We start from the raw sequence: 18,993 nt of genomic DNA on the forward strand, positions 1-18,993 counted from the left end.
CCGCGGACCCGACCGAGGACACCACCTGATGACCTCCCCCACGCTCCCCGGCGACCGCCCCGCCCTGCGCGGCCTGCTCCCGGTCCCGCTGCTCACCGCGGCGCTCGCCGCGCTCGCCGTCGTCGTCGCCGCCGTCCTCGCGCCGGACTCCGCGCACGGGTACGTGGCGGTCGTCGGGGCGCTGGCCGCCGTGGCGCTGTGCGCCGCCGTCACCGTCGCCGTGTACGCCAGGCAGTCCGCGCGGGCCGTCCACCGGCGGCTGGAATCCGTCACCCAGGACATCGGCCGCCTCCTCCAGGAACGCGCCCGGCTGGCCGAGGAGTCGCAGCGCCAGCACGACCGGCTCACCGGCGAACTGACCCGCGAGCGCGCCCGGCTCACCGCCGAACTCGATCAGGAGCGCACCCGGCTCGCCGACGCCGTCGCCGCCGAACGCGACCGCCTCACCAGCGCGCACACCGCGGAGACCGCCCGGCTCACCGAGGAGCACGCGGCCCAGCTCGCGCGGCTCACCGAGGAGCACGCCGCCCAGACCGCCCAGCTCACGGAGGACCACGCGGCGCAGACCGCCCGCCTCACCGACGAGTACGCCACCCGCACCGCCCGCCTCACCGAGGAGAGCGCGGCCCGCACCGCGCAGCTCACCGAGGAACGCGAACGGCTCGTCGCCGACAACGCCCGCCTCAGCGCCCGGCTGCGCGAGGCCACCACCGCGCGGGCCGCCACCCTCTCCGCCACCGCCAACGCCGCCGGACGGATGCAGGCGCTGGCCACGAGCATGTTGGCCGACCTGCGCGCCATGGAGGAGCGGCACGCCGACGAGGAGGTCCTCGCCGACCTGCTCCACCTCGACCACCGCACCGCCCAGGCCGGACGCCTCGCCGACTCCGTCGCCGTCCTCACCGGCGCCCGCTCCGGCCGCCGCTGGGCCCGGCCCATCGGCATGGAGTCCATCCTGCGCGGCGCCATGGGCCGGATCGGCGGCTACCAGCGGGTGCGGGTGCACTCCACCAGCGAGACCGCCGTCGCCGGGCACGCCGCCGAAGGCGTCATGCACGCCCTCGCCGAACTCCTCGACAACGCCGCGAACTTCTCGCCGCCGACCGCCGAGGTCCACGTGTACGTCGAGGAGGTCCCCGCCGGGGTCATCATCTCCGTCGAGGACAGCGGGCTCGTCATGGGCGAGGCCCAGCTCCGCCGCGCCGAACGCGCCGTCTCCGGCGAGTCGGCCGACCTCGGCGGCCTCACCGGCACCCGCCTCGGCCTCACCGTCGTCGGCAAGCTGGCCCAGCGGTACGGCCTCAAGGTCTCCTACCGCCCCTCCGCCCGCGGCGGCACCGGCGTGCTGATGCTCGTACCGCAGGACATCCTCGCGCCGGAGGAGTCGGCGGGCGGGACGGCGCCGAAGGCGGTCAACGGGACGCCGTCCAAGGCGGTCGTCAAGACGCCTGAGACGCCCAGGAGCACGGTCCCGGAGCCGAAGGCGACCGAACCGAAGGCACCCGAGCCGAAGCTGACCACGGAGACACCCACGGAGGCACCCAAGGCGGCACCCCCGGCTGCCCCGACCCCCGCCCCCGACCCCCACCAGCTCCCCCGCCGCGAACGCGCCACCACCCCCACCATCCCCCGTACAACCCCCACCCCCACCCCGGACCTGGGCATAGCCCTGGACCCCGACCCCACCCTCACCCTCCGCCGGGACATCGACCGCGAGCCCGCCCCCACCCACGAGACCGCGCACGACGGTCCCGACCCGGCGTCGGAGGCGGCCCCCCGCGCCCTCCCCAAGCGCCGCCGCGGCCGGACGCTCGCCGAGGCCGAGCGGGCCCGGTCCCGCGGGTCGGGCGACCGGGACGCCACCCCGCGTCCCGCCCCCACCGCCGAGGAGACCCGGGCCCGTACCGCCCGCTTCAGCAGCTTCCGCGAGGCCGTTCGCAAGGTGGAGGCCCAGAGCGGCGACTCCCCCACCGGTCCCGCTGCCCCCGTACCGACCACCCCCGTATCGGAAGGCGACACCACCACATGACCGGCACGACGACCGCCGACGAAAAGCTCACCTGGCTGATAGAGGGCCTGCTGGAGCGCACGCCCGGCGCGCGGCACGCACTCGTGCTCTCCCGCGACGGACTGAAGCTGTGCCGCACCCCGGAGCTGTCCGCGGACCAGGCCGACCAGCTCGCCGCCATCGCCGCCGGTATCCAGTCGCTGTCGCACGGCGCTTCGGTGGAGTTCGGCGACGGCAGCGGGGGCGTGCGGTCCGCGATGACCGAGTTCTACGGCGGCGTGCTGTTCATCGTGGAGGCGGGCGACGGCGCCCACCTCGCCGTCGTCACCGCGGAGGACGCCGACCCCGGGCTCGTAGGCCACAACATGAGTGAACTCGTCGAGCAGTTGGGCGAGCACCTGACCGCCCTGCCCCGCAGCTCATGAGCCGCCCCGGCAGGGACGACGCACCGGACCGGCTCTACACGCTCACCGGCGGGCGGACCCGGTCCGGGCCCGGCAACCCCTTCGACCTGGTGACGCTGGTGGTCGCCGAGTGCGATCCGGTGCCCGGTATGCAGTCCGAGCACGCGGCGATCCTGCGCATGACCGAACGCCCCACGGCGGTCGTGGAGATCGCGGCCGAGCTGAAACTGCCGGTGAGCATCACCCGCATCCTGCTGGCCGACCTCCAAGCGGGGGGCCGGGTCAGCGCCCGGCACCCGCGTACGGCAGCCGTACCCGACCCCGACATCCTGGAGCAGGTGCTCGTTGGACTCCGCAACCTCTGACCCGCGCACGCCCGCTGAGACGCGCCCGGCGTCCGCGACGCGCGCGCCGCTGGGCGCCTCGGCCGACAACGGCCTCAAGATCGTGGTCGTGGGCGGCTTCGGCGTCGGCAAGACGACGATGGTCCGCTCGGTCAGCGAGATCCGTCCCCTCAACACGGAGGAGACGATGACGCAGGCCGGTGAGTCGGTCGACGACATCAGCGAGGTGCGCGGCAAGACCGCCACCACCGTCGCCTTCGACTTCGGCCGCATCACGCTCGACGCCCGCAACGTGCTGTACCTGTTCGGCGCGCCCGGTCAGGAACGCTTCTGGTTCCTCTGGGACCGGCTGTTCTCCGGCACCCTCGGCGCGGTCGTCCTCGTCGACACCCGGCGCATCGACGACTCCTGGTACGCCATCGACCGGCTGGAGAAGCACGGCACGCCGTTCATCGTCGCCTGCAACGACTTCGGCGGCCCCGGCTTCCCGCCCGAGCAGGTCCGCGAGGCCCTCGACCTCGACCCCGACGTACCGCTGGTGCGCTGTGACGCGCGCTCCCGGGCCTCCAGCAAGCTGGTGCTGATCACGCTGGTGGAACACATCCAGGCCCGGTACGCCGACCCCTCCCGAGCCCCCCGTCAGGAGCTGGTGTGACCGCCCCCACCCCCGTCCATCTGAGCGGCCCGGCGCTCCAGGGCGAACCGGCCCGCGTGTACCGGGAGATGCGGCGCGAGCACGGCAGCGTGGTGCCGGTGCTGCTCGACGGCGACGTACCGGCCTGGCTGGTGCTCGGCTACCGCGAGCTGCACCAGGTCACCGGCGACCCGGTGCTGTTCAGCCGCGACTCCGAGCTGTGGAACCAGTGGGAGAACATCCCCGACGACTGGCCGCTGCTGCCGATGATCGGCCACAAGCAGCCGTCGATCCTCTACACCGTCGGCGAACGCCACCGCGAGCGCGCCGCGATGCTCGGCAACGCGCTGGACGCCATCGACCCGTACGAACTGCGCGGTTACGCCGAGAAGTTCGCGGACGAGCTGATCGACGGCATCTGCCCGCAGGGCAGCGCGGACATCATCGGCGAGTACGCGATGCTGCTGCCGGTGCGGGTGCTGGCCCGGCTGTTCGGCTTCCCCGACGAGGCGGGGCCCGGCCTGGTCACCGCCCTCAACGACATGATCGACGGCCGGGAGAGGGCGATCGCCGGGCAGACGCACCTGTTCACGTCGATGACGGAACTGGTCGCCGCCCGGCAGCGGGAACCGGCCGAGGACGTGGTGTCGCGGATGATCGCGGACCCGTCCGGGTTCACCGCCGAGGAGATCTGCCAGGACCTGATGGTGATGACGGCGGCGGGCCACCAGCCGACCGCCGACTGGATCGGCAACTCCCTGCACCTGATGCTCACCGACGGCCGGTTCGCCGCCTCCCTGTTCGGGGGCCGCAACAGCGTCGCGGAGGCCATGAACGAGGTCCTCTGGGAGGACACCCCCAGCCAGAACATCGCCGGGCGCTGGGTGTCCCGCGACACCCAGCTCGGCGGACGGCGGCTGCGCGCGGGCGACCTGGTGCTGCTCGGCCTCCAGGGCGCCAACTCCGACCCGCAGGTGCGCACCGACGGCTCCGCGCTGACCGGCGGCAACAACGCGCACTTCTCCTTCGGGCACGGGGAGCACCGCTGCCCCTTCCCGGCGCAGGAGATCGCCGAGGTGATCGCCAGGACCGGCATCGAGGTGCTGCTCGACCGACTCCCGGACATCGACCTCGCGGTGCCCGCCGACAAGCTGACCCGCCGCCCCTCACCGTGGCTGCGCGGTCTGACCGAACTCCCGGTGACCTTCACACCCACCCCCGCCCTTGGAGGCACGCAGAGATGACGGCTGGTACGGACACGCCGACGACCGGCACCGGACAGACCCGTATCCACCTCGACCCCTTCGTCTCCGACCTGGACGGCGAGAGCGCGGCGCTGCGGGCGGCCGGGCCGCTGGCCGCCGTGATGCTGCCCGGTGACGTCCCGGTGTGGGCCGTCACCCACCACGCCGAGGCGAAGAAGCTGCTCACCGACCCGCGCGTGGTCAAGGACATCAACGTGTGGACGGCCTGGCAGCGCGGCGAGATCGCCCCCGACTGGCCGCTGATCGGGCTGGCCAACCCGGGCCGCTCCATGCTGACCGTGGACGGCGCCGACCACCGCCGTCTGCGCACCCTGGTCGCCCAGGCGCTCACCCCGCGCCGGGTGGAGCGGATGCGGGAGCGGATCACGGAGCTGACGGACGGCCTGCTCGACCGGGTGGCGGCAGCCGCCGAGGACGGCGGCCCGGTCGACCTGAAGGCGGAGTTCGCGTACCCGCTGCCGATGTACGTCATCGCCGACCTGATGGGTCTTGCGGAGGACCGGCTGCCGCGCCTGAAGGAGCTGTTCGAGAAGTTCTTCTCCACCCAGACCCCGCCGGAGGAGGTCATCGCGACCCTCACCGAGCTGGCCGGGATCATGGCGGACACGGTCGCGGAGAAGCGCGAGAACCCCGGCGACGACCTGACCTCCGCCCTGATCGCGGCCTCGGAGAACGGCGACCGCCTCACCGACCAGGAGATCGTCTCCACCCTCCAGCTGATGGTCGCCGCGGGCCACGAGACGACGATCTCCCTCATCGTCAACGCGGTCGTCAACCTCTCCACCCACCCCGACCAGCGCGAACTGGTGCTGACCGGCAAGGCGGACTGGTCGGCGGTGGTCGAGGAGACCCTGCGCTGGTCCACGCCCACCTCGCACGTCCTGATCCGCTTCGCCACCGAGGACGTCCCGGTCGGCGACAAGGTGCTGCCGAAGGGCGACGCGCTGATCGTGTCGTACGCCGCGATCGGCCGCGACGAGCGGGCGCACGGCCCGAGCGCCGGGGAGTTCGACATCACCCGGGAGACGGCCAACCGGCACATCTCCTTCGGCCACGGCCCCCACGTCTGCCCCGGCGCGGCCCTCTCCCGCCTGGAGGCGGGCGTCGCGCTCCCGGCCCTGTACGCCCGCTTCCCGGGCCTGGACCTGGCGGTCCCGGCGTCGGAGCTGCGCAACAAGCCGGTGGTGACGCAGAACGACCTGTTCGAACTGCCGGTGAAGCTCGGCTGAGGCCCGGCGCCTGAACACCCTGAGCGGAAGGGGTGGGGCGGAGTGCCCCACCCCCTCCCTCTCACGGCCCCTCACCTGGTCTCAGCCTTGTCTCAGCGGCCGGACGAAGTTGCACCCGGGTTTCCCGTAGCGGATAGGCTCCGGACCGTGGCTGAGATCCAGATCCCCTCTGACATCAAGCCCGCGGACGGTCGTTTCGGCGCGGGTCCCTCCAAGGTGCGGACGGAGGCGTTGGCCGCACTGGCGGCCACCGGCACGTCCCTCATGGGCACCTCCCACCGCCAGGCCCCGGTGAAGAACCTGGTCGGCAAGGTGCGCGAAGGCATCAGCGAACTGTTCCAGCTCCCCGAGGGCTACGAGGTCGTCCTCGGCAACGGCGGCTCCACCGCGTTCTGGGACATCGCGACGCACGGCCTGATCGAGAACAAGTCGCAGCACCTCAGCTTCGGCGAGTTCTCCTCCAAGTTCGCCAAGGCCGCCAAGCTGGCGCCCTGGCTGGCCGAGCCCACCGTGATCTCCGCCGACCCGGGCACCCACCCGCAGGCCGAGGCCGAGGCGGGCGTCGACGTCTACGCCTTCACCCACAACGAGACCTCCACCGGCGTCGCGATGCCGATCCAGCGTGTCGCGGGCGCCGACGAGGGCGCCCTGGTCCTGGTCGACGCCACCTCCGGCGCGGGTGGCCTGCCCGTCGACATCGCCGAGACGGACGTCTACTACTTCGCCCCGCAGAAGTCCTTCGCCTCCGACGGCGGCCTGTGGATCGGCGTGTTCTCCCCGGCCGCGATCGAGCGCGCCGAGCGCGTCCACGCCTCCGGCCGCCACGTCCCGGAGTTCTTCAGCCTGCCGACGGCGATCGACAACTCCCGCAAGAACCAGACGTACAACACCCCCGCCCTCGCCACCCTGTTCCTCCTCAACGAGCAGTTGGAGTGGCTCAACGGCCAGGGCGGCCTGGACTGGTCCGTCCGCCGCACCGCGACCTCCGCGCGCACCCTGTACGGCTGGGCCGAGGACGTCAAGTACGCCAACCCGTTCGTCGCGGACCCGGCGAAGCGCTCCGCCGTGATCGGCACGATCGACTTCACCGACGAGATCGACGCGGCGGCGGTCGCCAAGGTGCTGCGCGCCAACGGCATCGTCGACACCGAGCCGTACCGCAAGCTCGGCCGCAACCAGCTCCGCGTCGCGATGTTCCCGGCGATCGACCCAGCGGACATCGAGGCCCTGACCAAGTGCGTCGACTACGTGATCGAGAACCTGTAACGCGGATCGTCCGTACGACGGTCCGTACGACGGTGGGGCGCCCGGAGCCATTCCGGGCGCCCCGCGTCACGTCTCCCCCTCCCCCGCCCCCTCCTCATCAGCCTCCCCTTCCCCCTCCGCTCGCTGGGTGGCCTCCTGCGCCCGCTGGGCGACGGCGAGTTCCAGCCCGGCGACGGTCGGATAGCCCAGGCTGACCAGGAAGGCGGTCAGGGGCCAGGCGACGGTCCCGCCGACAAAGTGGGCGACCAGCCACGCCGCGCCCACCGACACCCCCACCGAGAACAGCCCGAACGAGACACCGAGGGCCGTCACCGTGCTGGGCTCCGGCTCCAGCGGCCTGCGGAACCCCCGCGTCGCCAGCGCCTCCAGCACGCTGAACGCGAGGGCGGCGGCCAGCGCGAACCAGACGACGGGCAGCGCACCGGACGGCTCGGCCTCGACGCTGAGCAGGGCACCGGCGGTGGTGATCGACACGGAGAACCCGTACGCCTGGCCGTTGTTCCGCAGTGAGGCCCGCAGTCCGTGCCCGAGCGGGAAGCGAGTCGCGAGAGGCATGTCCGCCACGGTAGACCGGCGGAGCACCGGGAGGCTCAACGACTCAGCGCGACTCGGCGCCCCCACCGCTCAACGGCTGAGCCGCTGGAACCGCCGTACCGCCAGTGGCAGGAACACCGCCGTCAGCACCACCGGCCACACGCCCGCCATCAGCAGCGCGTGCTGCTCGACCCAGGAGTCCCCGCCGCCGACCGGCGTGCCGAACAGCTCGCGGGTCGCGGCGGCCGTGGAGGATATCGGGTTCCAGGCGGCGACCCAGCCCAGCCAGTCCGGCATGAGCTGCGGCGCGACGAAGATGCTGGAGATCATCGTCAGCGGGAAGGCGACGGCGAACAGCCCGCCCGCGGCCTCCGGGTTGGGCACGATGAGCCCCAGCCACACCCCGATCCAGATCAGCGCGAACCGCAGCCACAGCAGCAGCCCGAACGCGGCGAGGAACTCCCAGCCCCCGTCCGGCCGCCACCCCATGGCGAACGCGGTCACCATCATGATCCCCAGCTCGGCACAGGCCACCAGCAGATCGGTCACCCCACGCCCGGCGACCACCGCGGACGACGCCATGGGCATCGACCGGAACCGGTCGATGACGCCCTTCGTGGCGTCGTACACGACGACGGTCGCGGTGTTGATGAACCCGAACGCCATGGTCATCACGAACATGCCCGGCATCAGGAAGTCCTTGTAGTCCCCGCCGCCCGGCACCTGCATGGCGCTGCCGAAGACATAGCCGTACAGCAGCACGGAGAGGATCGGGAAGCCGAGCTGCCAGGCGATGTTGACGGGCTGGCGCTGGTAGTGGGTGAGCCCGCGCCGGACGATGTTCCAGCAGTCGGCGAGCACCCAGTAGGCCCGCCCACGGGCGGCCGTGTCCTTGAGGTCAACGGTGGTCATACGGCGACCGCCTCCTGCTCCTGCCGCTCCGTGCGATGCCCGGTGAGACGCAGGAAGACGTCGTCGAGGCTGGGCCTGCGCAACCCGATGTCCTCGACCCGGACGCCCTCGTCCTGAAGGGCGCGGGCCACCTCGGTGAGGGCGCCCACCCGGTCGCTGACGGCGGCGTGCACGCGCAGCTCGGCGTCATCGGACTCCGGCTCGCCGTCGGAGACGCGGGCGACGACCTTCACCGCCCGCGCGATGTCGGCGCGCTCGGCGACGACGACCTCGATCCGGTCACCGCCGACCCTGTCCTTCAGCCCGTCCGGGGTGTCGTCGGCTATGGCGCGCCCCTGGTCGATGACGGTGATGTGGGAGGCGAGCTTGTCCGCCTCGTCCAGGTACTGCGTGGTCAGCAGCACCGTCGTACCGCCCGCTACCAGCGCCCGCACGGACTCCCACACCTCACCGCGGCTGCGCGGATCGAGCCCGGTCGTCGGCTCGTCGAGGAAGAGCACCGCCGGGGCGAGGATCATCGACGCGGCGAGGTCGAGCCGCCGCCGCATACCGCCGCTGTACTTGCCCACGCCCCGGTCGGCGGCGTCGGTCAGGTCGAACTGCTCCAGCAGCTCCACGGCCCGCTGCCTGGCCCGCCTGCCGCCCAGGTGGAACAGCCGACCGAACATCTCCAGGTTCTGCCGACCGGTGAGCACCTCGTCCACCGCCGCGTACTGCCCGGTCAGGCCGATCCGGGCGCGCACCTCCCGCGCCTGCCGCGCCACGTCGAGCCCCGCCACGCGCGCCTGCCCGCCGTCCAGCCGGACCAGCGTGGACAGGATGCGGACGGCGGTGGTCTTCCCGGCGCCGTTGGGCCCGAGCAGCCCGTGCACCGTGCCCTCGCGCACCGCGAGGTCGAACCCGTCGAGCGCGCGCTTGTCGCCGTACCGCTTCTGCAGCCCTTCGGCGAGGACGGCGTACGAGCCGCTACCACTGCTACTGCTACCGCCACTCCCATCGACCGCCATATCTCCCCCTCCCCTTCCCTCTCCTCTGCTTCCATCTCTCCAACTGAGTACACCGTACCCGATAACGCGTACACCGTACTCGGTTTTTCCGCCGGAACTAAACTGCCCCCATGGCGAGCAGCACGGACGACACCAGCGGCAGCGGAGACATCGGCCGCACGCTGGAACTGTTGTGGGACACCGGCAAACGCCCCAGCCGCGGCCCCAAGCCCGGCCTGACGCTGGAGCGGATCGTGGAGACGGCCATCGGGGTCGCCGACCGCGACGGCCTGGACGCGGTCTCCATGCGCCGTATCGCCACCGAGCTGGGCACCGGCACGATGTCCCTCTACCGCTACGTCCCCGGCAAGGGCGAGCTGCTCGACCTCATGCTGGACCGCGTCCAGCGCCCCTCCGAGAACCCCGCCGACCTGGGCGACGGCGGCTGGCGCTCAGCGCTCCAGGCCCTCGGCCGCGCCACCCTCGCCCTCTACCGCCGCCACCCCTGGCTGCTCAGGGTCAACCAGTCCCGCCCGATCCTCGGCCCGAGCGCCCTGGACGGCATGGAGAAGATGCTCTCCCGCATCAAGCCCATGGGCCTGACCGACCGCGAACTGGTCTCCGCGATCATCATGATCGACGCGTACGTGGTCGGCGCCGCGCGCACCGAGGTCTACACGGAGGAGGCCGAGCGCACGACGGGCATGACCAACGTGGAGTTCTTCACGGCGCAGTGGCCGGTCCTGGAGAAGGTCATGGCGTCCGGCCGCTACCCGCTGCTCGCCGGGCTCGACGAGAACACCTGGGCGCCCGGCTTCGACCACTTCGAGTTCGGCCTCCAGCGCATCCTGGACGGCCTGGAGGTCACGGTCAGGCGCCGCGCGACCGAGTAGCCCGCCGCAGCCCGGCCCACACGAGCAGCAACGCCGCCACGGCGACGGCACCGACCTTCAGCCCGCGCTCACCGCCCCCCTCACCCTCGTCGGCGGACGTGGACGCGCCGCCGCGCTCGGAGGCGCCGGAGGACGAGGACCCACCCCCGGGCGCGTCCTCGGGCTCCACCCGGCTGTCGGCGCCCTCAGCGCCGTACATCAGCTTCTTCCCGTCCGCGGTGAAGGTGACGGACTCCCCCTGCCCGAGGAAGGGCACCCCGACGCGCCCGGTCTTCCTCGGCTTCCCGCCGTTCCAGTCATAGGCGACCGACCCGAAGTAACTCCGTACGACGAGGACCTCCCCGTCCGGGGAGAGGGCCGCGTCGGTGGCCTCAAGGTCGGGCAGATCGGCGACGGGCTCGAACACGTTCGTCCCGGACGGGGACAACTCCGCGGGCCCCTCGTACAGGTGCCCGCCCTCGGTGTTCTTGTCGACGATGTAGACGCGCCCGGTCTTCGGGTGCACGACGAGCGACTCGGCGTCGCGGGCCCCGTCGGAGTACGTGACGACGTACTGCGTGGCCTTGACGGTCTGGTCCTTCAGCTCCTTGGGCTCGGGAAGCTGATAGATCCAGACGTGGTCCCAGGTGCCCCCCAGGTTGTCCCCGATGTCCCCGACGAAGATCTGATTGTCAGGGCCGATGGAGATGGCCTCGACGTCACGCGGCTCACCGACCCCCGTGAGGGTGAGCGTGGCGACGGTCTCCCCGGTGGCACTGTCCACGGCGTACAGGTAGGCGCCGTCGTCGCTGTCGTTGTGGGTCCAGTAGATGCCGGGGTGCTGGTGGGAGGCGGCGAGCCCGCTGGACTCGGTGATGCGCGCATCCTTGATGGTGAAGCCGTCGTCGCCGTCGGCGGCGGCGGACGGCACGGCGACCACACAGGCGAGGAGGGCGAGCAGGACGGCCCTCAGCAGACGAACGAAGGATCGGCGCATGGCCCAAGCCTGCCATCCCGGGCGGCGGTTGACGGAGGGTGGTGGACCTCACGCCCCGCCCGCCCCCGCGATCGTCCATCATGAGCGAATGCTCAGGTTCATGCCGGTAGGCGACTCCATGACCATCGGCAGCGCGGGCGAGCACACCTGGCGTTACCGACTGTGGCAGCACCTGTGCCGTACGTACGGCGGCCCGTTCACCTTCGTCGGCCCCCGGGAGACCCTCTACGACAAGTCGGCCGACGCCCCCACGTCCCACGCCTACGCCGACCCGGACTTCCCGCGCGCCCACCTCGCGGGCTGGGGCGAGGGCTGGCTGCACATGGCCCCGCTGATCGCGGAGGCGGTACGCGAGGGCCGCGCGGACGTCCTCCTCGTCTCCCTCGGCCTGATCGACCTGGGCTTCTACACCAACGCCGAGCAGACGGCGGAGAACGTCCGGTCCTTCGTGACGGAGGCGCGGGGGGCCAACCCGCGCGTGCGGATGGTGATCCTCCCGGTGATCGCGAACATCCGCGCCGCCTCCGACGCGGCCTTCGCCGACCAGGTGATGTCCTTCAACGACCTCCTGGCGAAAGCGACCGCCGACCTGGACGAACCCCGCTCACCCCTCCTGCTGGCCGCCCTCCCGGACACGTACGACATCCACGCCGACACCTACGACGGCACGCATCCCAACGCCAGCGGCGAGCACCGCATCGCGGGCGCCTTCGCGGACGCGCTGGCCCAGGGGTGGGGCATCGGGGAGGAGTACGCGCACACCTGACCGGACATCGCCGTGACCCGGTCACCGTGCGTATCGTTGTACCGCGCGGCTGCGCTTGCCGGGGCGAAGCCGGGGAGGAGCGCCACGATGACCCTCGTAGACGACAGGATCGCCATGGCCGAGGTCGACCAGTTGAGCTTGGACGAGTGGTTCGAGCGACTTGAGCGGATGCCCGTCCCCGACGGATTCAGGGTCGAGATTGTCGAGGGCAACGTCTATATGACTCCGCAGCGGGACATCCACTGGCAGATCATCCGCCGGATCGTGCGGGCCATCGAAGACAGGTTCGGGATGGACGCCCTGATCTTCTCCGACGTCCGCATCGACTTCCCCGGCCCCGGGAACGGCTTCTGCCCCGACGTGGCCAAGCTCCGCGAGGGCGCCACGAAGGACAGCGCGGGCCAGTGGCGCAACGACGACGTCGAGTTCATCGCCGAGGTCATCTCCCGGGGCACGGCCCCGAACGACTACGGCCCCAAGAGGACCGCGTACGCCGAAGCCGAGGTCCCCGTCTACCTCATCGCCGACCCCTACCAGGGCAAGTGCCACGTCTACACGGACCCGAAAGACGGCGACTACACCACCGAAACGACGGTCACCTTCGGCACGGACGTCGACCTGACCCAGACCCCTCTCGGCCTCACCCTCAAGACGACGGACTTCCCTCGCGACTGAGGGAGCGGCCCTGACGCCAACCTGAAAGGTCACCGTTGGGGCCGCCCGCTTCTTTTGCCAGGGTCGTGCCTCCACGGCCCGGCCTCAAGGGCGCTCCCTGCGGTCGCGTCGCCTTCGGCGATCGGCCTGCGGCCGACCCTTGACCCCGGTCCGCTCCAGCACGGATAAGAAGCGCGCGGACGGCCCGAAAAGACGGGGGGCCCAGGCCCGTTATCCCTTCAGGTGGGCTGCGCGGTGGGCCGGGGTGTAGGGGCGCGTCGGCGCCTCGCCAGCACGCCGGGCTGGCTTAGCGGCTTCCGGCCCGGTGGGAGGGAGGGAAGAGTGGTGGAGGGCTGCGTGTCAAGGGGTGGGCGGTGATTGGCCCCTTTGACCCACACCCTCTGGGAAGAAGGGGTCAGGGCGTGAGCCAAAGGCACCACTCACCCCCTCCCAGCACACTCCTGGGGCCCATGTGACAGCAGAGGCCAGCCGCCACCCCCCATCCCCCCCACCGGCCCGGAAGCCGCTAAGCCCACCCGGCGTGCAGGCGAGGCGCCAGCGCGCCCCTCACCCACGCACACTTGGATCCCACCCAAGGGACCCACAGGCCCCGGCCCCCCGTCTTTCCGGGCCGTCCGCGCGCTTCTCACCCGTGCTGGAGCGGACCGGGGTCAAGGGTGGCCCGCAGGGCCATCGCCGAAGGCGACGCGGAGCGACAGCGGAGCGCCCTTGAGGCCGGGCCGTGGAAGCACGACCCTGGCAAAAGAAGCGGGCGGCCCCGACGGTGACCTCACACGTGGGCGGTCACCCGGCCCACCGCCTCCCGCAGCAACTCGCCCTCCACGAAGGGGGCCTCCCGGCTCGGGACCGAGCGCCAACCCAGCGGCCAGGTGACGCCGGACAGGGCCGGGATGCCGACGTACGCCTGGAAGTTGTCCCTGCGGGTGAGGGCGCGGACGCCGGGCGGCCACTGGAAGATGGCGGCGGTGTCGGGTGGGAGCAGGAAGTACATGCCGAGTTCGCCCGTGACCTCCTGGACGATCGGGCCCGCCTGGAAGTCCGTGCACAGCACCAGGTGCGAGGCGATGCGCTTGCCCAGGTCGCCCCTGATCCGTACGGCGTCGAAGTGGACGCCCGCGTGACGGAGGGCGTGACCGGAGGCGGGAATCCAGGTGGGGACCCAGGGGGCGTCAATTCTCTCGTTCATGACGCAAATCGTCTCGCGCGGTCACATACTGTGACCAGAGTTACGGGCGGGTGGTGCCGTGCTGTGCGGCCGGGGAGGCAAGTGTGCGCTCAGGTGAACGGAGTTCGGGGAACCTGGAGATGTTCGGCTCGTTGCTGCGGTTCTACCGCGAACGGGCGGGGATGACGCAGGAGGCGTTGGGCAAGTACGTCGGGTACTCCAAGTCCCAGGTGGCCATGGTGGAGCGGGGTGAGCGACCACCAAAGGGCAAGCTCGTTGAAATCGCGGACGAGGTGCTCAGTGCACAAGGTGCACTTCTGACCGCAGGCAAGAAGTTGAGGGCCCCCCGGTTCCCTTCATGGTTCGAGGACTACGCGGAGCTGGAGGCAAAGGCGAGCGCGATCTACATGTACGCGAACCATGTGATTCCGGGGCTGCTCCAGACCGAAGCCTTTGCACGGGCGGTCTTCACTCAGGAGAGCCCACCGTACGAGGAGGACGAGCTTGAGGCTCGAACCGCAGCCCGCATCGAGCGGCAGCGCGTCTTGCGACGCAGACCCGCGCCTGTCGTCGGCTTCGTCCTCGAAGAGCACATCCTGAAGCGTCCGATCGGCGGCACGCACATCCTCAAAGACCAGTTGGCCCACCTGCTTGAGATGTGCCAACAGCGCAATATCACCGTTCAGTTGATGCCGACCAACCGGGAAGTCCACGCGGGTTTGAACGGCGCGATGATTCTGCTGGAGACGGATGAGCGCAGGCAGATCGCCTACGCCGAAGCGCCGGGAGGCGGCTACTTCGTCAGCGAACAGCCGTACCTGGGCAACCTGTTCGCCCAATATGGCATCCTGCGGGCCCAGGCCCTGAACCCCGAGGAATCGGCCAAGCTGATCTATGAGGTGTCGCACGAGCTATGACCACTGACCTGAACTGGTTCAAGAGCAGCTACAGCAGCAGTCAGGGCGGCGAATGCCTCGAAATAGCCACCCTCCCCCCACCCCCAGCACCCCCACCACCCTCCACCTCCGCGACTCCAAATCCCCCGACCGTACCCTCACCCTCACCCCCGCCACCTGGACCGCCTTCCTCCGTGCGCTCCCCGAGATGCTTGCCTAGAGTCCACTACAAGACGTTGGCTGTGGACCATGAAGTACACGCAGCTCGGACGCACCGGACTCAAGGTCAGCCGACTCGTCCTCGGCACGATGAACTTCGGCCCGCAGACGGACGAGGCCGACAGTCACGGGATCATGGACGCGGCGCTGGACGCCGGTATCAACTTCTTCGACACCGCGAACGTCTACGGCTGGGGTGAGAACAAGGGCCGTACCGAGGAGATCATCGGGAACTGGTTCGCCCAGGGCGGCGACCGGCGCGACAAGGTCGTCCTCGCGACCAAGGTGTACGGCAACATGGGCGCCGACGGCGACCCCTGGCCCAACCACGACAAGCTCTCCGCGCTGAACATCCGGCGCGCGGTCGACGCGAGCCTGCGGCGGCTGCGGACGGACTACATCGACGTGTACCAGTTCCACCACGTGGACCGGAACACGCCGTTCGAGGAGATCTGGCAGGCGATCGACGTCCTGGTGCAGCAGGGCAAGATCCTGTACGCGGGGTCGTCGAACTTCCCGGGGTACAAGATCGCGCAGGCGAACGAGATCGCCGCGCGGCGGGGCGGCACGATCGGCCTGGTCAGTGAGCAGTGCCTCTACAACCTGGCCGAGCGGCGTGCCGAGATGGAGGTCATCCCGGCCGCGCAGGAGTACGGGCTCGGCGTGATCCCGTGGTCGCCGCTGCACGGTGGGATGCTCGGCGGGGTGATCAAGAAGGAGGCCCAGGGTGGCCGCCGGGCGGGCGGGCGCACGGCGGAGGCGCTCACCGATCCGGCCGTACGCGCGCAGGTGCAGGCGTACGAGGATCTGCTCGACAAGCACGGCCTGGCGCCCGGCGAGGCCGCCCTGGCCTGGCTGCTCACCCGCCCCGGCGTGACCGGCCCGATCGTCGGCCCGCGCACGGCGGAACAGCTCGAGTCGGCGCTGCGGGCGGTGGAGCTGGAGCTGAGCGAGGAGGTGCTGGCCGGGCTGGACGAGGTCTTCCCGGGTCCGGGGCCGTCTCCTGAGGCGTTCGCCTGGTAGCCACCCGCAACGGACACGGTGCGGGGCGGGGCGGCGGTCAGCCGAAGGCCGCCGCCACCGCCACCACCAGGAACATCATCACGAGCGCACCGGCCATGATCCGGTTTCGGGTTTTCGGGTCCACGGGACGAGCCTAACGGGCGGCGCCGAGTGGCCAGCGGGCGACCGCCTCATAACGGGGCTGTTCGCCGGGCTGCCCGGACCTCGGCAGGTTGCTGCGGACGAGCGCCAGCTCGGTCACGGTCCAGGTGGCGCTGGCGAAGTCGCGCAGGGCGGTCACGTACGGCCGTACGTCGGTCGCGTCGCGGCTGCGGGCCACCGTGAGGTGGGCCTTGTAGCGGCGGTGCTCGCCCATGTCGACGCCCGCCTTCCGGCCCGCGGCCTCAGTCCGCTCGGCCAGCAGCCGCAGGGCGTCCAGGTCGCCGTCCGCCCCGGCCCACAGGGCGCGCCCGCGCCCGAACTGGCCCCCGCCCCGCAGCGCCAGCGCGAACGGCTCGCTCCGGCTCGCGGCCCGCTCCAGCCGCTCCGACAGTTCCGGGACGAGGGCGTCGTCCACCTCGCCGTAGAACGCGAGCGTGAAGTGCCACCCGGGCCGCCCGGTCCACCGCAGCCCGTCCGCACCGGGCAGCGTCCGCAGCCGGTCGATCTCGGCGGCAAGCTCCCGAGCGACCTCATCGGGCGGCATCACAGCGGCGAAGAGTCTCATGGGGCCAGTGTGCCCGCCGCACATGTGTACGGCCGGGCGTGTCCCGGCCGCCGTTCGTATCGTTGTACCGCGCGGTTGTCGTGAACGAGCGGCGGCCGGGGAGGAGCGCCACGATGACCGTCCTTGACGACAGGATCGAGATGGCCGAAAGCAGCGGCGAACTCACGCTCGACATGCTGTTCGAGTGGCTGGAGAAGATGCCCGTCCCCGAGGGATACAAGACCGAGATCGTCGGGGGGCACATCTTCATGTCGCCGCAGCGGGACAGCCACTGGGACATCATCCTGGAGATCGTCGAGCAACTGCGCGCCAAGTACCCGCGCAAGCGCGTCAAGTCCGACGTCCGCATCGACTACCCCGGGCATCTCAACGGGTTCGCCACCGACGTGACGGCTCTCGCGGAGGGCGCCCTGAAGGACGACAAGGGCCGCTGGCAGTACAAGGACGTCGAGTTCGTCGCCGAGGTGATCTCGAAGGACACGGCGGCCAACGACTACGGTCCCAAGAAGACCGCGTACGCCGCCGCTGAAGTGCCGGTGTACCTGATCGTGAACCCGTACACGGCGGAGTGGCACCTGCACACCCTGCCGAAGGACGGCGAGTACCACTCCGAGGTCAGCTTCGGCTTCGGCGACGACATCGACCTGACCAGCACCGTCGTCGGTCTCGTCCTCAAGACCGACGACTTCCCCCGCGACTGATCACGCCGCCACCGCCACCCTCTCCCGCTCCTCCCGCGGGACGAACCGTACGCGTGGGTGGCCGTGGTGCCAGCCCACCGCGAGGCGGAGGCCGCCGACGCGGGCGAGGATCAGGGCGATGGTGAGGGCGGCGAGGGCGGCGATCGCGCCGCCGGTGGCGAGGCCGACGCGGGCGCCGTAGGTGTCGGTGATCCAGCCGACTATCGGGGCGCCGACGGGGGAGCCGCCGAGGAAGACCATCATGTACAGGGACATGACCCGGCCGCGCATGGCGGGGTCGGTCGACATCTGGATGCTGGTGTTGGCGGTGACGTTGACCGTCATGCCGAAGACGCCGAGCGGGATCATCAGCAGGGCGAAGAGCCAGAGGGACGGGGTCAGGGCCGCCACGATCTCCAGGGCGCCGAAGACCATCGCCGCCGTGCTCAGGACGCGCAGGCGGGCGTGGCCCCTGCGCGCGGCTATCAGCGCGCCCGTGACCGAGCCGACCGCCATCAGGGTGTTGAAGAGGCTGTAGGAGCCCGCGCCCGCGTGGAAGACGTCGTCGGCGAAGGCGGACAGGTAGACGGGGAAGTTGAAGGCGAAGGTGCCGACGAAACCGACCAGGACGATCGGCCAGATCAGGTCGGGGCGCCCGGCGACGTAGCGCAGGCCCTCACGGAGCTGGCCCTTGGACTTCGGGGCGCGCTCCACGGCGTGCAGTTCACGGGCGCGCATCAGCAGCAGGCCGGTGATGGGCGCGATGAAGGACAGGCCGTTGAAGAGGAACGCCCAGCCGGTGCCGACGCCGGTGATGAGCAGACCCGCGACGGCGGGGCCGACCAGGCGCGCGGACTGGAAGTTCGCGGAGTTGAGGCTGACCGCGTTCTGGAGCTGGCCGGGGCCGACCATCTCGCTCACGAAGGACTGGCGGGCCGGGTTGTCGACGACCGTCGCCATGCCCACGGCGAAGGCGGCGACGTAGACGTGCCAGACCTCGACGTGGCCGGTGATGGTGAGGAGCGCCAGGGCGACGCCCGTGAGCGCCATCGACGTCTGGGTGACGAGGAGCGCCGGGCGCTTCGGCAGGCGGTCGACGAGGACGCCGCCGTAGAGGCCGAAGAGGAGCATCGGCAGGAACTGGAGGGCGGTCGTGACGCCCACGGCGGTCGCGGAGCCGGTGAGGCTGAGGACGAGCCAGTCCTGGGCGATGCGCTGCATCCAGGTGCCGATGTTCGAGACGACCTGGCCCATGAAGAAGAGGCGGTAGTTGCGGATCTTCAGGGAGCTGAACATCGAGGACTTGCGGGTGGGGGTGGTGGTGGGGGTAGTGGGGGGTGCGGTGGGGTGGGGGGTGTCAGGTCCGGGGGCGGAGTGTGCTCCGGGTCCCGTACTCAAAGGGTCGCCTCCTA

At 71.1% G+C, this 18,993-nt stretch carries 21 protein-coding genes and 1 pseudogene; 15 read left to right on the forward strand and 7 right to left on the reverse strand.

The features are described from left to right. The first annotated feature begins 28 nt into the window (after nucleotides 1–28). The 7 genes from ACFQZ6_RS16105 to serC all read left to right on the forward strand — a co-directional run bounded on the left by ACFQZ6_RS16105 (nucleotide 29) and on the right by serC (nucleotide 7,150). Nucleotides 29–2,029, forward strand: a complete 2,001-nt coding sequence (locus ACFQZ6_RS16105; RefSeq protein ID WP_381609290.1) for an ATP-binding protein — start codon at nucleotides 29–31, stop codon at nucleotides 2,027–2,029. Beyond that, on the forward strand, nucleotides 2,026–2,433 hold the full coding sequence (locus ACFQZ6_RS16110) for a roadblock/LC7 domain-containing protein (protein WP_381609294.1): 408 nt from the start codon (nucleotides 2,026–2,028) through the stop codon (nucleotides 2,431–2,433). Before ACFQZ6_RS16105 ends, ACFQZ6_RS16110 begins: the two co-directional genes overlap by 4 nt. Further along, nucleotides 2,430–2,777, forward strand: a complete 348-nt coding sequence (locus ACFQZ6_RS16115) for a DUF742 domain-containing protein (RefSeq protein ID WP_360225685.1) — start codon at nucleotides 2,430–2,432, stop codon at nucleotides 2,775–2,777. The genes ACFQZ6_RS16110 and ACFQZ6_RS16115 overlap by 4 nt, the downstream gene beginning before the upstream one ends. Beyond that, a complete protein-coding gene (locus ACFQZ6_RS16120) occupies nucleotides 2,758–3,411 on the forward strand; it encodes a GTP-binding protein (protein WP_381609298.1) in 654 nt (217 codons plus the stop codon). Before ACFQZ6_RS16115 ends, ACFQZ6_RS16120 begins: the two co-directional genes overlap by 20 nt. Next, nucleotides 3,408–4,634: a cytochrome P450 gene (locus ACFQZ6_RS16125; RefSeq protein WP_381609300.1), complete on the forward strand. Its 1,227-nt coding sequence runs from the start codon at nucleotides 3,408–3,410 to the stop codon at nucleotides 4,632–4,634. Before ACFQZ6_RS16120 ends, ACFQZ6_RS16125 begins: the two co-directional genes overlap by 4 nt. After that, the gene (locus ACFQZ6_RS16130; RefSeq protein ID WP_381609304.1) at nucleotides 4,631–5,884 is read left to right on the forward strand and encodes a cytochrome P450 family protein; all 1,254 of its coding nucleotides are present in this window, start codon (nucleotides 4,631–4,633) and stop codon (nucleotides 5,882–5,884) included. The genes ACFQZ6_RS16125 and ACFQZ6_RS16130 overlap by 4 nt, the downstream gene beginning before the upstream one ends. A gap of 147 nt (nucleotides 5,885–6,031) precedes the next feature. Further along, nucleotides 6,032–7,150 (forward strand): phosphoserine transaminase, encoded by a 1,119-nt coding sequence (serC, locus tag ACFQZ6_RS16135; RefSeq protein WP_381609307.1) that lies wholly within the window; start codon nucleotides 6,032–6,034, stop codon nucleotides 7,148–7,150. A 66-nt stretch (nucleotides 7,151–7,216) separates the two neighbouring features. Here serC and ACFQZ6_RS16140 read toward each other — a convergent pair whose 3' ends face one another. The 3 genes from ACFQZ6_RS16140 to ACFQZ6_RS16150 all read right to left on the reverse strand — a co-directional run bounded on the left by ACFQZ6_RS16140 (nucleotide 7,217) and on the right by ACFQZ6_RS16150 (nucleotide 9,603). Beyond that, nucleotides 7,217–7,705, reverse strand: a complete 489-nt coding sequence (locus ACFQZ6_RS16140; protein WP_381609310.1) for a hypothetical protein — start codon at nucleotides 7,703–7,705, stop codon at nucleotides 7,217–7,219. Between the two features lie 69 nt (nucleotides 7,706–7,774). After that, nucleotides 7,775–8,596: an ABC transporter permease gene (locus tag ACFQZ6_RS16145; RefSeq protein WP_381609313.1), complete on the reverse strand. Its 822-nt coding sequence runs from the start codon at nucleotides 8,594–8,596 to the stop codon at nucleotides 7,775–7,777. Then, nucleotides 8,593–9,603, reverse strand: coding sequence for an ATP-binding cassette domain-containing protein (locus ACFQZ6_RS16150; RefSeq protein WP_381609315.1), 1,011 nt, complete (start codon nucleotides 9,601–9,603; stop codon nucleotides 8,593–8,595). The genes ACFQZ6_RS16145 and ACFQZ6_RS16150 overlap by 4 nt, the downstream gene beginning before the upstream one ends. A gap of 110 nt (nucleotides 9,604–9,713) precedes the next feature. On the opposite strand from ACFQZ6_RS16150, the gene ACFQZ6_RS16155 reads away from it, so the two are divergent. After that, nucleotides 9,714–10,475 carry a TetR/AcrR family transcriptional regulator gene (locus tag ACFQZ6_RS16155; RefSeq protein WP_381609317.1) on the forward strand — a complete coding sequence of 254 codons (762 nt, stop codon included), beginning with the start codon at nucleotides 9,714–9,716 and terminating at the stop codon, nucleotides 10,473–10,475. On the opposite strand, the gene ACFQZ6_RS16160 is transcribed toward ACFQZ6_RS16155, so the two are convergent. After that, nucleotides 10,453–11,451, reverse strand: a complete 999-nt coding sequence (locus ACFQZ6_RS16160) for a WD40 repeat domain-containing protein (RefSeq protein WP_381609320.1) — start codon at nucleotides 11,449–11,451, stop codon at nucleotides 10,453–10,455. The two genes, ACFQZ6_RS16155 and ACFQZ6_RS16160, sit on opposite strands and share 23 nt — an antisense overlap. A gap of 88 nt (nucleotides 11,452–11,539) precedes the next feature. Between ACFQZ6_RS16160 and ACFQZ6_RS16165 the strand changes: the two genes are divergently transcribed. Both ACFQZ6_RS16165 and ACFQZ6_RS16170 read left to right on the forward strand, forming a co-directional pair. Next, nucleotides 11,540–12,217: a GDSL-type esterase/lipase family protein gene (locus ACFQZ6_RS16165; protein WP_381609322.1), complete on the forward strand. Its 678-nt coding sequence runs from the start codon at nucleotides 11,540–11,542 to the stop codon at nucleotides 12,215–12,217. An 87-nt stretch (nucleotides 12,218–12,304) separates the two neighbouring features. Continuing rightward, a complete protein-coding gene (locus tag ACFQZ6_RS16170) occupies nucleotides 12,305–12,892 on the forward strand; it encodes a Uma2 family endonuclease (protein ID WP_381609324.1) in 588 nt (195 codons plus the stop codon). A 769-nt stretch (nucleotides 12,893–13,661) separates the two neighbouring features. Here ACFQZ6_RS16170 and ACFQZ6_RS16175 read toward each other — a convergent pair. Next, nucleotides 13,662–14,078 carry a hypothetical protein gene (locus ACFQZ6_RS16175; RefSeq protein WP_381609326.1) on the reverse strand — a complete coding sequence of 139 codons (417 nt, stop codon included), beginning with the start codon at nucleotides 14,076–14,078 and terminating at the stop codon, nucleotides 13,662–13,664. 119 nt (nucleotides 14,079–14,197) lie between these two features. Here ACFQZ6_RS16175 and ACFQZ6_RS16180 point away from each other — a divergent pair, with 119 nt between their 5' ends. From ACFQZ6_RS16180 to ACFQZ6_RS16195, 4 genes and pseudogenes are all read left to right on the forward strand, one after another. Then, complete coding sequence (locus ACFQZ6_RS16180) at nucleotides 14,198–14,974, forward strand: helix-turn-helix domain-containing protein (protein ID WP_381609328.1); 777 nt, start codon at nucleotides 14,198–14,200, stop codon at nucleotides 14,972–14,974. Further along, nucleotides 14,971–15,021, forward strand: a pseudogene (locus tag ACFQZ6_RS16185) (DUF397 domain-containing protein); the annotation flags it as partial. The gene ACFQZ6_RS16180 and the pseudogene ACFQZ6_RS16185, both read left to right, overlap by 4 nt. Nucleotides 15,022–15,026: 5 nt before the next feature. Further along, entirely contained in the window at nucleotides 15,027–15,173 is a 147-nt protein-coding gene (locus tag ACFQZ6_RS16190; RefSeq protein ID WP_381609331.1) for a DUF397 domain-containing protein, read from the forward strand. A gap of 29 nt (nucleotides 15,174–15,202) precedes the next feature. Next, complete coding sequence (locus ACFQZ6_RS16195) at nucleotides 15,203–16,195, forward strand: aldo/keto reductase (RefSeq protein WP_381609333.1); 993 nt, start codon at nucleotides 15,203–15,205, stop codon at nucleotides 16,193–16,195. A 133-nt stretch (nucleotides 16,196–16,328) separates the two neighbouring features. Here the strand turns inward: ACFQZ6_RS16195 and thpR are convergent, their stop codons facing one another. After that, nucleotides 16,329–16,901 (reverse strand): RNA 2',3'-cyclic phosphodiesterase, encoded by a 573-nt coding sequence (gene thpR / locus ACFQZ6_RS16200; RefSeq protein ID WP_381609335.1) that lies wholly within the window; start codon nucleotides 16,899–16,901, stop codon nucleotides 16,329–16,331. Between the two features lie 113 nt (nucleotides 16,902–17,014). Between thpR and ACFQZ6_RS16205 the strand changes: the two genes are divergently transcribed. After that, nucleotides 17,015–17,602 (forward strand): Uma2 family endonuclease, encoded by a 588-nt coding sequence (locus tag ACFQZ6_RS16205; RefSeq protein ID WP_381609338.1) that lies wholly within the window; start codon nucleotides 17,015–17,017, stop codon nucleotides 17,600–17,602. Here the strand turns inward: ACFQZ6_RS16205 and ACFQZ6_RS16210 are convergent, their stop codons facing one another. Next, nucleotides 17,603–18,979 carry an MFS transporter gene (locus ACFQZ6_RS16210; RefSeq protein WP_381609341.1) on the reverse strand — a complete coding sequence of 459 codons (1,377 nt, stop codon included), beginning with the start codon at nucleotides 18,977–18,979 and terminating at the stop codon, nucleotides 17,603–17,605. Between the last annotated feature and the right edge of the window lie 14 nt (nucleotides 18,980–18,993).

The sequence above is a fragment of the Streptomyces flavalbus genome (genome assembly GCF_042674625.1).
Classification (GTDB): Bacteria; Actinomycetota; Actinomycetes; order Streptomycetales; family Streptomycetaceae; genus Streptomyces; species Streptomyces flavalbus.